Genomic DNA, 14188 nt, shown 5'->3' on the forward strand with positions numbered 1-14188 from the left:
ATCTTATTGATAAATCTATACCTTTGCCGGCATGAGACCTCTAATTGCCCCTTCTGTACTAGCTTCTGATTTCGCAAACCTGCAATCGGAAGTAGAAATGCTTAACAAAAGCCAGGCTGACTGGCTGCACATCGATATTATGGACGGCCGTTTCGTGCCGAATATCTCCTTTGGCTTTCCGGTAATGCAGGCTATAAAAAAGCATGCCCAGAAGCCAATGGATGTGCACCTGATGATCGTAGAGCCGGAATTATACATTGAGCAGTTCCGTGCAGCAGGTGCAGACGTTATTTCAGTACATATCGAAGCCTGCAACCACCTGCACCGTACCATTCAGCAGATCAAAGCGACAGGTGCCAAGGCCGGAGTAGCTGTAAACCCGCATACTTCTGTAACGCTGCTGGAAGATATTATCGCTGACCTGGACCTGGTTTGCCTGATGTCTGTGAACCCTGGCTTTGGTGGCCAGAAGTTTATTGAAAACACATATCGTAAAACAGAAGCTTTAAAGAACCTGATCATACAGCGTAATTCTCAGGCGCTTATTGAAATTGATGGTGGCGTAAACCAGCAGAATGCACCACAGCTTTTAAATAGTGGAGCTGATGTTTTAGTTGCTGGCAGCTTTGTGTTCTCAGCCGCTGATCCATTAGGCACTATTGCCAACCTGAAGCACGTATCTAAATAATAGTTTAAACCTGATGCTGAAGTACCTGTCGGTATGGTGGATATTGCTTTTGCCGCTGGGTACGCTGGCTCAACAGGGTACTATAAAAGGTACTGTTCGTACGCCCGATAATAAACCTCTTGAGCTGGCTACAGTTGGCATCAAAGGAACATCTATCGGTAAGCAGACAAACCCCACAGGTGACTTTATACTTCAGGTGCCTGCAAATCAGCAACTGGAGGTGGTTGTGCGATACCTTGGCTACAAAGAGCTGATACGTAAGGTAGAAGTAGCGACAGGTGAAACTATAACCTTACAACTTACCCTGGAGCCTGATCCTAAACAACTTAATACGGTTCAGGTACAGGGAAAACGCGATAGTGATACAAGAGAGCAAGCCAGCACCACTACATTAGACCCACGCCTAACCAAGAATCTGCCTTCAGCTTATGGCGACTTCAATAAGATACTGGTCACACTTCCAGGCGTAAGCAGCAACAACGAGCTTTCAAGTACATATTCTGTTCGTGGCGGTAATTATGACGAGAACCTGGTGTATGTGAATGGCATTGAAATATACCGCCCGTTTCTGGTGAGCAATGCACAGCAGGAAGGCTTGAGCTTTGTAAATCCGGACCTGGTTGACAATATTGAATTTTCTTCCGGTGGCTGGCAACCTGAGTATGGCGATAAGCTTTCGTCGGTGTTAAGTATAGCTTACAGAAGACCCACCACTTTTGCTGCAACTATTACCGGTAGCCTGACCGGCGGCGCAATTCACTTAGAAAATGGTTCTAAAAACAGGAAGGTCTCTTACTTGCTGGGGGTGCGCCACAAAAACGGCCAGTATATGCTGCAAAGCCTGCAAACTGATGGAGAGTATAAACCTAAATTCAGTGATGCGCAGGCCTATGTAAGTTTAGATTTAAGTAAAGGAGCGGAACAGGCCGGCAAAACTACACTTGGTATACTTACCAGTTATGCCAATAACGATTTTCTTGTAATCCCGGAATCCAGAGTTACTACATTTGGTACACGACAGGTGCCTTTACGGCTTTATGTAGGTTTTGATGGCCGTGAGAAAATGAATTATAACACGTACCAGGCCGGAGTGAACCTGGCCCACCAGTTTACATCAGGCTATACTTCGGAGCTTATACTTTCAGGAGTAGAGTCTCGGGAGCGGGAATTTAGGGATATAGAAGCCGGCTACCGGATCTGTGAAATGGATAACAGCGGTAATTTTGAAGAATGCCAGATGGTGCTGGGGGTTGGCAGCGAATTTAATCATGCCCGAAATGCCTTGTTAGCCCGAATATTTACCGCAGAATTAAGAAATACATGGCAGCTCAATCAGCGCAATCAATTGCAGTTCGGGGTAAAAGTAGGATCAGAGAAGATAGAGGATGAGCTGGATGAGTACGGATTTACTGACTCTGCGGATTACGTTTCCCAAACGTATACTTTACAATCCGGATTTAATCAGAATACTCTTCGTTATAACGCTTACCTGCAGCACTCATTTGATCTGGATACGCTTAAGACCCTTACTTATGGTGTACGTGCGAGTTACTGGGACCTGAACGGGGAATGGCTTTTCTCACCACGGGTACAGTATTCATTTATTACAAAACATAATCCTGATCTATCCTTTAAAGCGGCATTGGGTGTGTATTACCAGCCACCATTTTACCGAGAACTCCGCAATTTTGAAGGTACAGTCAACAAAGAGCTGAAGGCGCAGAAATCTGTACATGCCATAGTGGGTAGCGATTACCTATTCAAAGCCTGGAACCGTGATTTTAAACTTACCACAGAGCTATACTATAAACATCTGACAAATGTAGTGCCGTATGACATTGATAACGTGCGGCTGCGATACTATGCCCTGAACAATGCGAAAGCATATGCTGCAGGTCTGGATGTTCGGGTAAACGGAGAGTTTATAAAAGGAGCAGAATCTTGGTTTAGCCTGGGCTTACTTACCACTAAAGAAGATGTGCAGGGTGATTCTGTGAATGTTTATGGTGCAGAAGGGCAGGAAACGGGCAGAGTGGAACAAGGCTACATCAGAAGGCCATCGGACCAACTGGTAAATATTGGTGTATTTTTTCAGGACCATTTACCTGACAACCCTACTATAAGAATGTACTTGAACCTTGTGTATGGAAGCGGTTTGCCATTTGGGCCGCCCCGCCAACCTGAGTTTAGAAGCTCATTTTCAGGCAAATCCTACAAACGCATTGACATAGGTTTCTCAAAAGTGCTGGTGATGGAAAACGACTTGCTGGATAAAAACAGGTTCGCTTTAGAAAGTTTATGGATAGGATTGGAAGTGCTGAATATTATAGATGCCAATAACAGAGTATCTTATACTTATGTAAATGATATGAATGGGATAACGTATGCTGTTCCTAATTATCTAACTGGTCGTCGCCTGAACGTCCGTTTTGTTGCTAAATTCTAGCAAGTATAAAAGCAATAAAAAGGAGCCTTCATTGCTGAGGCTCTTTAAGTAACATCCTTACATTTTACGTTTTTTCCAGGAATTGTAAGCATTCTCAATATCCTGGGCATATGTCTGATAACTTTCTGGTTCTTCCTTCCCGAGTTTTATAGCTTTAGCTGTTAAATCTGCAGCCATTTCGTATTCTTTATTTAAAGCATAAAGCTTTGCCTTAACCCAGTTATTAAAGAATGTTTCTTTGATAGAGATCGATTTGTTTATCAGTTCAAGTGCTTTCTGGTGAAGTTCTTTACGCGCTACCATATAATCAGCGCATTGTGCCCAGATATACCAGTCATCAGGAGCAGCTTTCTTCAAAGCTTCTTCTATGTTTGCAAGCGCTTTTTTCTCGATCTCAGTTTCAATGCGCAACGAGATCTGCGAAGTTTCCCAGGTAAGGTTCAGGTAACCAGTGTTCATGCCGATATCAGAAAAGCTGAACTGCATGGTTTCGTGGTGTGGTACTTTCTTAGGGTTTACCCTAACATAAGCTACATCCTGCAGTTCGTCGTAACCTTCTAATCCCCATAAGGTTGTATCGCGGTTTAAAACCACATTCCATACACTGTCGCTTTCCGGAAGTATAAAGAAAGAATATGTTCCGGCAGGCACACGTTCGTGGTTCAGGAACAATTCATCGGTAAAGGTGATGAGAGTAGCTTCGTTGGCACCGGCCCGCCATAATTTGCCATAAGGCACTAATCCTCCAAATATCTTTCGGCCTTTAACACCGGGCGCATGGTAACGGATAGAAATATCAGTTAGACCAATGGTTTGTTTGATTTCTGCTGCCGGGCTAGGCTGTGGTAATCTTACCTGAGCAGATGCAATATTGCAGGTACTAAGTATATATAGTAGAAACAGTAGACTTAACAGGTACCTTTTCATGGGTAATGAATATTTAAAGTTTTCGGAGCTACTATATTAACCCGAAAAACCTTGCCATTTATGAGTTTTACTTAAAGAATTACAAAGGTAAATCATAACCTCCAAACTTCCTGCTATACCTAATATTCTGTTACAAAAGATGATAGCATAATTTTAATTTAAAGAAATTGTTCACTTGCCATTTCCATCTGTTTACAATCCTAATAACTCCTTCTACATTTTATATAGCCTCACCTGAACTTAATACAACTTTTTCTTATTTTATTTGTATAATATCTGAAATTATTATAAACCCTTCATTATAAATTACTAAAACATCTTATTGTACAAAGTGCTAGTCTTGTAAATAGACAAGTACATATTATTCAGGTTTACTTCTTAAACTGTTGCAGGTAAACTTTGCCCTAATGTTGCGCTATAGGCTGCCTGTAGCGAGATAAACTGGAGAAAAAGTAACTATAAATTAACCCTCTATCATATGAATGTTAGAACTCTACTAAATCAAAATTTTAAATGGCGGGTATTGTATCTCGCAACGTTCATCGCCACTTTATCTATTATAGGAGTAAGTGCACTAGACATATATCAACCCTCAGTAACCTCTGATAAAGAGGATTACTATCCTGGCGATACTGCACATATTACTGGTTATGGTTGGACGCAAGACCAAATTGTTTATGTAGAATTAAAGGAAGAACCGGATTACCCGGATTTTCATAAATATGAAGTAACTGTTGATTCAAATGGTACTTGGAGAATTGATTATCCAATTGAATGGCGGCATTTAGGTGTTAAATTCACGGTTGTTGCCGTCGGTAAACAAAGTGGTTATACTACCACGCATATTTTTACCGATGCACCGAGGGTAGGATCTGTTACCATTTCCCCAATTATAAGAGAAACCTGCATACCTACAGGTAGTAATACCAGTACCGTGACTTATATAGTTGACCCAACCCGTGGATCCGCACAAGGCTCAAATGGTAATACCACAGTTGGATTCTGTATTACAGGACTTCCATCAGGGGTAACTTCTTCATTTGATCCAACAACTGTAAGTTCAACTGGACAAGCTGATTTTCCTGCGACAACCTTAACTTTAACAACTACATCGAGTACTCAAGCTGGGACTTACATTTTCACTGTGAAAGCTTTTAATACAAGCTCAGGTAATTGTAACACTGCTCTAGATTTTGCTATTGCAACTGGTACGTTAATTGTGAACCCCACTCCAAATGCTCCATCAGCGCCTTCTCCTCAAGCTTTCTGTTCAGCAGATGAACCAACTGTTGCTGATCTAACGGCTACTGGTTCTAACCTGCAGTGGTATACATCTGAGAACGGTGGAACTGCTTTAGCTTCAACAACTGCTCTTGCAAGCGGTAACTACTACGTTAGCCAGACTACCAACAACTGCGAAAGCGCCAGAACTACTGTTGCAGTAACGGTAAATGAAACTCCTGCTACACCAACAATTACGGCTGAATCAAACACGACTGTATGTCCAGGTAGTTCTGTTATATTAACTTCTTCTACCTCAAGTGGAAATCAATGGTATAGGAACCGAACTGTTATTTCTGGAGCAACGAACCAATCATTTACAGCAAGTGAGAGTGGATCTTATACAGTTGTTGTAACATCAAATGGCTGTTCTTCTGCTGCATCTGATCCTGTTGTAGTAACAGTTGAAGATAACACTCCTCCAGCAACGCCAACTATAGCTGCTGCCACAGGTGAGTGCTCCGTTACAGTAACAGCTCCAACTACAACAGACAACTGTGCAGGCACCATTACTGGTACAACTACCAATCCTACAACTTATACAGAGCAAGGTACCTATACAATTACCTGGACCTTTGCTGACGGCAATGGCAATACCACAACTCAGACCCAACAAGTGATTGTGGATGATGTTACAGCACCTGAACTAACAGCAGCTGAGAATCAGGAAGTAGCATTGAACGATAACTGTTCGGTTATTATCCCGGATGTGAGAGGTACAGCTACTGATAACTGCCAAAGTGTGACTATCACGCAAACTCCAGCTATTGGCGCAGTAGTGAAAGCTGCAGATGGTCAACAGATCAGTGTAAATATTACTGCTACCGATGCTGCAGGTAATACCGATGATGCAACCGTAACACTTACAGCACAGGACTTAACGGCACCAACTATTACAGCACCAGCAGATGTGCAGGTCTCAGCAAATGCTTCCTGCCAGGCCTCTGATGTAGCATTGGGTACGCCAACAACAGCCGATAATTGCACAGTAGCTTCTGTAACTAACAACGCACCAGCAACCTATATTTTAGGAGAAAACCGGGTAAACTGGACAGTAACTGACGCGGCTGGCTTAACGACCACCGCTACACAGATCGTAACAGTGGTGGATAATACTGCACCAGCAGCACCAACTATACTTGCTGCCAGAGGTGAATGTTCTGTAACTGTTACTGATGCGCCAACTGCTCAGGACAATTGCGGTGGTACAATTACCGGCACAACTTCAGATCCGCTGACCTACACACAGCAGGGTGAATACACCATTACATGGTCTTTTAACGATGGTAACGGAAATACTTCAACTGCTACTCAGCAAGTTATAGTTGATGATGTGACAGCCCCTGTGGCACCTGTTTTGGCTGATGCTACAGGCGAGTGCTCCGTAACCGTGACCGCTCCAACAACAACCGATAACTGTGCGGGAACTATAACTGGTACCACTACTAGTCCAACCACTTACAATGAGCAGGGCACTTATACCATCACCTGGACATTTAATGATGGCAATGGCAATACAATTACTGCTACTCAACATGTGATTGTAGATGACGTAACTGCGCCGGTAATAGCTGCTGTTGAGCCTGTAACTGCGCCAGCAGACGCAGACCAATGCAGCGCTACTCTAACTATAACTGCCCCTGAAGTTACTGATAACTGCGAAGCTAACCCAGTTACAGGAACAAGAGATGACGGAGCAGCTTTAGACGCGCAGTATCCGGTAGGTACTACAACTATAACCTGGAATGCAACCGATGCGAATGGCAATGCAGCCACTCCGGTAACGCAAACAGTTACGGTTAATGATATACAAGCTCCAACTATAACAGCACCGGCCGATGTTGAAGTAGCAGCGGACGCTTCCTGCCGAGCCTCAAATGTAGCACTAGGAACACCAACTACAGTCGATAATTGCTCAGTTGCTTCAGTATCGAACAATGCTCCTTCTAGCTTCCCGCTAGGCGAGACCCAGGTAATCTGGACAGTAACTGACGCGGCTGGCTTAACTGCTACCGCTACGCAGGTAGTTACTGTTGTAGACGAAACTGCTCCGGTACTTACAGCCGCTGCCGATCAGGAAGTTACCTTAGGTGAAAATTGCTCAGTAATTATACCTGATGTTAGAGGCACTGCCACTGATAACTGTTCTGCTGCAACCATTACCCAGTCTCCTGTTGCAGGTACAACAGTAGCGGCTGTTGATGGTCAGCAAATAATTGTGACCGTAACTGCTACTGACGTGGCAGGAAATAGCTCGACCGATCAAGTGACGCTGACAGCCCAGGATGTAACAGCTCCGGTTCTGACCGCAGCTGCTGACCAGAATGTAGAATTAGGTGCCAGCTGCTCTATAGTTGTTCCGGATGTGACTGGTTCGGCTACTGATAACTGCCAGGGCACAACTATAACGCAAGCTCCGGTAGCTGGCACTGTAGTAAACGCCACTGATGGCGAACAGATCGCTGTTCTGGTAACGGCCACAGATGCTGCCGGAAATACCGATACAGATGAGGTAGTACTAACAGCTCAGGATATTACAAATCCAATAGTGGTAGCAGGCTCAGACCAGACATCTGGCACCGATTCCGGTGCTTGCACGGCAAGAATTGCCATTCCTGATGCTACATTCAGCGATAACTGTGCTGGCAGCCAGCTTAGTTGGGAAATGACTGGCGCAACAACTGGCAATGGTAACGGGCAAATAGGTACCTATACTTTCAACAGTGGTGTAACTACAATTACTTATACTGCTACTGACGCAGCTGGCAACACAGCTACTGACCAACTGTTAGTAACGGTAACTGACGATGAAGCTCCGGTGGTTACTGCCCCAGCAAATATTGTAGTCTCTACAGATCCGGGTAAGTGTGGTGCAGTAGTTAACTATACTATGTCAGCTTCTGATAACTGCTCAAATGTTACTCCGGAAATGACAGCCGGTCTTAGTTCAGGAGCTACATTCCCTGTAGGAACAACAACAGTAACTTACGAAGCCTCTGATGAAGCCGGTAACAAGACTACTCAAAGCTTTACTGTAACTATTCAAAATGCTGCACCATCCAATTTGGTTATTACCGGTCCGGTTTCTCCAATTCAGCTTGGCTCAGATGTAACACTTAAGGCATCATTCACCGATGAGAACATAGCATCTGCAACCTGGGATTGGGGTAATGGAGCTACCACTACGCAAGCAATAACTGGTTCCCCAATTTCAGCTACTTATAAGTATGCGCAACCTGGCGTTTATACTGTAGGACTCACAGTTAAAGATCATTGCGGTGAAAGCACTTCAACTCAGTTTAACTATGTAGTTGTATTTGATCCTAACGGTGGATTTGTGACTGGCGGTGGCTGGATTGATTCACCTCCGGGTGCTTATGTAGCCAATCCTACGCTTGTTGGTAAAGCTAACTTCGGTTTCAATGCCAAGTATAAAAAAGGCTCAACTGAAGTGGATGGTAACACAGAATTCCAGTTCAAAGCAGGTGATCTGCACTTTAAGAGCTCTGCACACGATGCAATGACCTTGGTTGTTGCAGGCTACAAAGCGATGTATAAAGGTGTAGGAAGTGTAAATGGTAATGATAACTATGCTTTCATGGTTTCTGTAATTGACGGTAATCTTAAAGGTAAAGCAGAAGCCGACAGATTCAGGATTAAGATCTGGGACAGACGAAGTGGCGCTATTGTATATGACAACCAGTTAGGTGCTGCCGATAATGCGGATGCAACTACAGCTATTGGCGGAGGCTCCATCGTGATCCATGATGCGAAAGGTGGTTCTCTATCAACCTCTACTACTGCCAGGTTGGTTACGCCATCCACAATCCAACAGGAAACAGGCAAATTCTACAATTACCCGAACACATTTACTGACAGAACAACGATAGCCTTCAGTTTAGACAGAGAGGAGAGCTATAGTCTGGAAGTATATGATATGCGAGGAGCTTTGATCAGAAAAGTAGACATGGGCGTAGCGAAAGCTGGTAAGCTGTATGAATATGAATTTGATGGAACCAACATTTCAAAGGGTATCTACATTGCCAGATTAGTAACACCTTCAGGGGCAAGATCAATTAAGATGTTACTTAGCAAATAAACCTGTTTATCAGACCAACTATAAAGTGCCGGTTTCTTTAGGAGCCGGCACTTTATTTTTATTAGGCCTTTCAAACTTTTCCTGCATTTTATAGTTTACTAAAAAATCCTGCTTACTTTTGCAGCACATAATGCGCAACACCACGTTACATAGCATCCTTTCTACTCCGGCAACTACTTTTGCTTGTGGTATTGCTGCGCACATACATCATTTCCATCATTCCTCGTAAGAGGAATCCAATTAACATATAGCCCCCGTTGGGTGTATACCCATTTATACGTTGCAGGAAGCAGGGTATAGATCGCCTTTATTTTCATTTTCAGAATAATATTTATGCTTCGTATAGCTATCCAAAAATCAGGCAGACTCAGTGATGATTCGCTTAAACTGATCCGTGAGTGCGGCATCTCGTTCATCAGCAGCAGCCTGAAACTAAAAACAGAATCAACTAATTTTCCGCTCGAGATACTCTTTCTCCGCGACGATGATATACCTGGTTATGTAGCCGATGGCGTGGCCGATATTGGTATAGTTGGCCAGAATGTGCTGGTTGAAGAAGGCATGCAGGACCTGACCGTAGAGGAGCTTGGTTTCTCGAAATGCCGTCTGTCGCTGGCTGTGCCTAAAGCCGATAACTATAGTTCAGTAGAAGACCTGAACGGGAAGAACATCGCTACATCTTACCCTAATTTGCTGCAGTCTTACCTTTCAGAACGCGGGGTGCAGGCCAATATTCATACTATAAGCGGGTCTGTAGAGATCGCGCCAAGTATAGGTCTGGCTGATGCTATTTGTGATATTGTGAGCTCTGGCAGTACACTTATCAGCAATGGTCTGAAGGAAGTGGAACGCGTATTTAAATCGCAGGCAGTACTGATCGCTAACAAAGCACTAAGCGGAGAAAAGCAGGAGATACTTGACAAGCTTTTATTCAGAATTCATGCGGTGCAACGTGCCCAACGCGCTAAGTATATTTTGCTGAACGCGCCAAACGATAAGGTAGCAGAGATCTCAGAATTGCTGCCTGGAGTTAAGTCACCAACTGTACTTCCGTTGTTAGAAGAGGGATGGAGCTCGTTACACTCTGTTGTAAACGAAGACGATTTCTGGGAAATTATTGAGAAACTGAAAGCGACAGGGGCACAGGGAATTCTGGTTGTTCCAATCGAGAAAATGATCATCTGATGAAAAAGATCCTATACCCGGAAACTATAGTTTGGCCTGAGCTGGCAAAGCGCCCTGTAAAAGATCTGCAGGAACTGGAGCCAACCATACGCAGCATTTTTAAGCTGGTGCAGGAGCAGGGCGACGAAGCTTTGTATCAACTCGCAGAAAAGTATGATGGCAAACGTCCGGAGCAATTACTCGCTACAGCCGAAGAACTGGCATCTGCAGAAAGTGAAATAAGCCCGGAACTGAAAGAAGCGATACTGCAGGCTTATAGTAACATTCAGCTTTTCCATTTGCAGCAGGCAGAACAAATGCCTATAGTGGAAACGATGCCGGGTGTAAACTGCTGGCGTAAAAGTGTAGCGATCGAGAAAGTAGGTTTATACATTCCGGGAGGAACGGCACCGCTTTTTTCTACGTTGCTGATGTTGGGTGTGCCTGCTAAACTAGCTGGCTGTAAGCAAATTATACTTTGTACACCGCCATCAAAAGAAGGTGCTATTCATCCGGCCATTCGCTATACGGCTGCTTTACTGGGCATCGAAACTATAGTGAAAGCAGGTGGTGCACAGGCAGTGGCAGCACTGGCTTTTGGTACGGAAAGTGTGCCGGCTGTGAGCAAAATATTCGGACCCGGAAACCAGTATGTAACCATGGCGAAGCAGCTGGTAGCGCAACTAGGCGTGGCTATCGATATGCCGGCTGGTCCATCGGAAGTATTGGTGATGGCCGATGAAACTGCTAACCCTGCTTTTGTGGCGGCAGATCTTCTTTCACAGGCCGAACATGGACCAGACTCTCAGGTGGTGTTGCTGAGTACTTCTGAAACTATAGTTGACGAGGTAATCGCTGAAATTCAAAAACAATTACAGGAACTGCCTAGAGAAGCAGTAGCAGCCCAAGCACTGGAAAACAGCATGGCTATAGTTCTGGAAAATGCACAACAAATGCTGGACTTCTCGAATCTATATGCACCAGAGCACCTCATACTTGCCATTAAAGAGCTGGAAACTGTAGCAAATGGCGTGGTAAATGCGGGCTCGGTTTTCCTTGGCAACTATACACCCGAAGCAGCCGGCGATTATGCGTCTGGTACGAACCATACGTTGCCAACCAATGGCTATGCCCGTGCCTACAGTGGCGTGTCGCTGGATAGCTTTGTAAAGAAGATCACGTTCCAGCACATCACTACAGAAGGTTTGCAGAACATTGGCAGAACCATTGAAGTGATGGCCGAAGCCGAAGGGTTGCAGGCGCACAAAAATGCAGTAAGTATCAGATTAAAGACGCTATAAATGTTTGATCTAGAAAGTATAGTTCGCCCGAATGTATGGCGCATGAAACCCTATGCATCGGCCCGCGATGAGTTTAAAGGCACTGCCAGTGTATACCTGGATGCCAACGAAAATAACCTGGGCAGTTTAGCCGGCAGCAACTATAACCGCTACCCGGATCCGCACCAGAAAGCGCTTAAAAGTAAGATTGCAAGTATAAAAGGAGTGAAGCCTTCGCAGATATTCCTGGGAAATGGGTCTGATGAAGCGATTGATCTTTTGTTCCGTATGGTTTGTCGCCCAGGCCAGGACCGTGCATTATTTTTACCGCCAACCTATGGCATGTATGAAGTGTCGGCTAACCTGAACGATGTGGAGCTGGATACCGTGCAGCTGACTGCTGATTTCCAGATACCGGTGGCCGAAGTTTTGAGAAATGTGAAGCCTGAAACAAAACTCATCTTCATTTGCTCGCCCAACAATCCGACAGGTAATTCTATTAAATCAGAAGACATTGAAGCCATACTTGACAATTTTGACGGTCTGGTTGTAGTTGACGAAGCGTACATTGATTTTTCGGAGGAGCCAAGCTGGACCACCCGACTACAGGATTTTCCAAACCTTGTAGTGCTGCAGACTTTCTCCAAAGCATGGGGAATGGCTGGCCTGCGCCTTGGTATGGCCTTCGCTTCCGAAGAGATCATTACGCTGCTCGACAAAATAAAGCCGCCGTATAACATAAACGAAGCTACCCAGGAACTTGCCCTGAAAGCCCTTGATCAGGATGAGCAACTGAAGTATATGATCGAAGAGATTATCCAGGAACGACAGATGCTGGAGACGGCTCTGCCCACCTTGGCTATAGTTGAGAAAGTGTATCCTTCAGATGCCAACTTTATACTTGTAAAAGTAACTGACGCTAATAGCCTTTATAGTTACCTTTTAAATAAGGGAATTGTGACCCGTAACCGCTCCAGTGTGCCCGGCTGCGACAATTGTCTGCGCATATCTGTTGGTACCACCGACGAGAACCAGCAACTATACCAGGCAATAGCAGAATTTAAGACGCAAGATTGAAGACACAAGACACATGATTTGTGCAGTCTTACGTCCTACGTCTTGTGTCTTACATCCATTAAATAAAATGAAAAAAGCATTATTTATAGATCGCGACGGTACCATACTTGTCGAGCCCAAAACCGATTACCAGGTAGATTCTTTTGAGAAGTTTGAGTTCATCCCGAAAGTGATCCGCAATTTGTACAAGATCTACACCGAACTAGATTACGAGTTTGTGATGGTTACCAACCAGGACGGGCTTGGTACTGACTCTTACCCGGAACATACTTTCTGGCCTTATCAGAATAAGATGCTGGATATACTAAAGAGCGAAGGCGTAGTGTTTGAAGATATCTTGATTGACCGCAGCTTCGAGCACGAAGGATTGGAAACGCGCAAGCCCGGCATCGGGATGATGAAAAAGTACCTGGAAGAAGAGTATGATCTGGCGAACAGCTACGTGATCGGCGACCGCCTGACTGATGTACAACTGGCGAAAAACCTGGGCGCAAAAGCTATACTTCTTGCCGATTTTCAGAGCGAAGACGCTGCCCTGAACACCAACGATTGGGACGAGATCTATACTTTCCTGAAGCTGCCAGAGCGCAAAGCAAGTGTCCGCCGCCAGACTTCCGAGACTGATATCCAAATAGACCTGAACCTGGATGGAACCGGAAAGTCAGATATTAAGACTGGCCTTGGCTTTTTCGACCACATGCTGGAGCAGCTGGCCCGCCACGGAAACGTAGACCTGAGAATAGCTGTTAAAGGTGACCTGCACATAGACGAACATCATACCATAGAAGACACTGGTCTGGCCTTGGGCGAAGCTTTCCTGAATGCGTTGGGAGACAAAAAAGGTATTACGCGCTATGGCTTTTTACTCCCTATGGACGACATACTGGCGCAGGTGGCGATTGATTTTGGAGGTCGGCCGTGGATTGTTTGGGATGCCGAATTTAAACGCGAAAAAATAGGAGACATGCCAACCGAAATGTTTTTCCACTTCTTCAAATCTTTCTCCGACACCGCTAAATGCAACCTGAACATCAAAGCAGAAGGCCAAAACGAACACCACAAGATTGAAGCAATCTTTAAAGCTTTTGCCAAAGCCATACGCATGGCGGTACAGCGTAACCTGAACGATAATTCTTTGCCATCAACAAAAGGGGTTTTATAATTTGTTAGTTTACAAGTAGTTGCGGGTCTGTTTTAACCTAAGTATAAGCAATAGCTTAAAAATA

Annotated in this window: 8 protein-coding genes; 7 read left to right on the forward strand and 1 reads right to left on the reverse strand. The window is 44.6% G+C overall.

The features are described 5' to 3' along the window. Positions 1 to 31: 31 nt before the first annotated feature. Positions 32 to 688, forward strand: a complete 657-nt coding sequence (rpe, locus tag MJ612_RS04590; protein WP_187029870.1) for a ribulose-phosphate 3-epimerase — start codon at positions 32 to 34, stop codon at positions 686 to 688. 13 nt (positions 689 to 701) lie between these two features. Beyond that, positions 702 to 3134: a TonB-dependent receptor gene (locus tag MJ612_RS04595; protein ID WP_187029872.1), complete on the forward strand. Its 2433-nt coding sequence runs from the start codon at positions 702 to 704 to the stop codon at positions 3132 to 3134. A gap of 57 nt (positions 3135 to 3191) precedes the next feature. Here the strand turns inward: MJ612_RS04595 and MJ612_RS04600 are convergent, their stop codons facing one another. Then, positions 3192 to 4061: a DUF2911 domain-containing protein gene (locus tag MJ612_RS04600; RefSeq protein ID WP_187029874.1), complete on the reverse strand. Its 870-nt coding sequence runs from the start codon at positions 4059 to 4061 to the stop codon at positions 3192 to 3194. 478 nt (positions 4062 to 4539) lie between these two features. On the opposite strand from MJ612_RS04600, the gene MJ612_RS04605 reads away from it, so the two are divergent. The 5 genes from MJ612_RS04605 (at position 4540) to hisB (ending at position 14124) form a co-directional block, all read left to right on the forward strand. Further along, the gene (locus tag MJ612_RS04605) at positions 4540 to 9441 is read left to right on the forward strand and encodes an HYR domain-containing protein (RefSeq protein ID WP_187029875.1); all 4902 of its coding nucleotides are present in this window, start codon (positions 4540 to 4542) and stop codon (positions 9439 to 9441) included. A gap of 333 nt (positions 9442 to 9774) precedes the next feature. Further along, a complete protein-coding gene (hisG, locus tag MJ612_RS04610) occupies positions 9775 to 10626 on the forward strand; it encodes an ATP phosphoribosyltransferase (RefSeq protein WP_222619601.1) in 852 nt (283 codons plus the stop codon). Then, positions 10626 to 11906 (forward strand): histidinol dehydrogenase, encoded by a 1281-nt coding sequence (hisD, locus tag MJ612_RS04615; RefSeq protein WP_187029877.1) that lies wholly within the window; start codon positions 10626 to 10628, stop codon positions 11904 to 11906. The genes hisG and hisD overlap by 1 nt, the downstream gene beginning before the upstream one ends. Next, the gene (gene hisC, locus MJ612_RS04620) at positions 11907 to 12962 is read left to right on the forward strand and encodes a histidinol-phosphate transaminase (RefSeq protein ID WP_187029879.1); all 1056 of its coding nucleotides are present in this window, start codon (positions 11907 to 11909) and stop codon (positions 12960 to 12962) included. Between the two features lie 67 nt (positions 12963 to 13029). Then, the gene (gene hisB, locus MJ612_RS04625; RefSeq protein WP_187029881.1) at positions 13030 to 14124 is read left to right on the forward strand and encodes a bifunctional histidinol-phosphatase/imidazoleglycerol-phosphate dehydratase HisB; all 1095 of its coding nucleotides are present in this window, start codon (positions 13030 to 13032) and stop codon (positions 14122 to 14124) included. Positions 14125 to 14188 lie beyond the last annotated feature (64 nt).

Source organism: Pontibacter deserti (genome assembly GCF_023630255.1).
In the GTDB taxonomy this organism is placed as follows: Bacteria; Bacteroidota; Bacteroidia; order Cytophagales; family Hymenobacteraceae; genus Pontibacter; species Pontibacter deserti.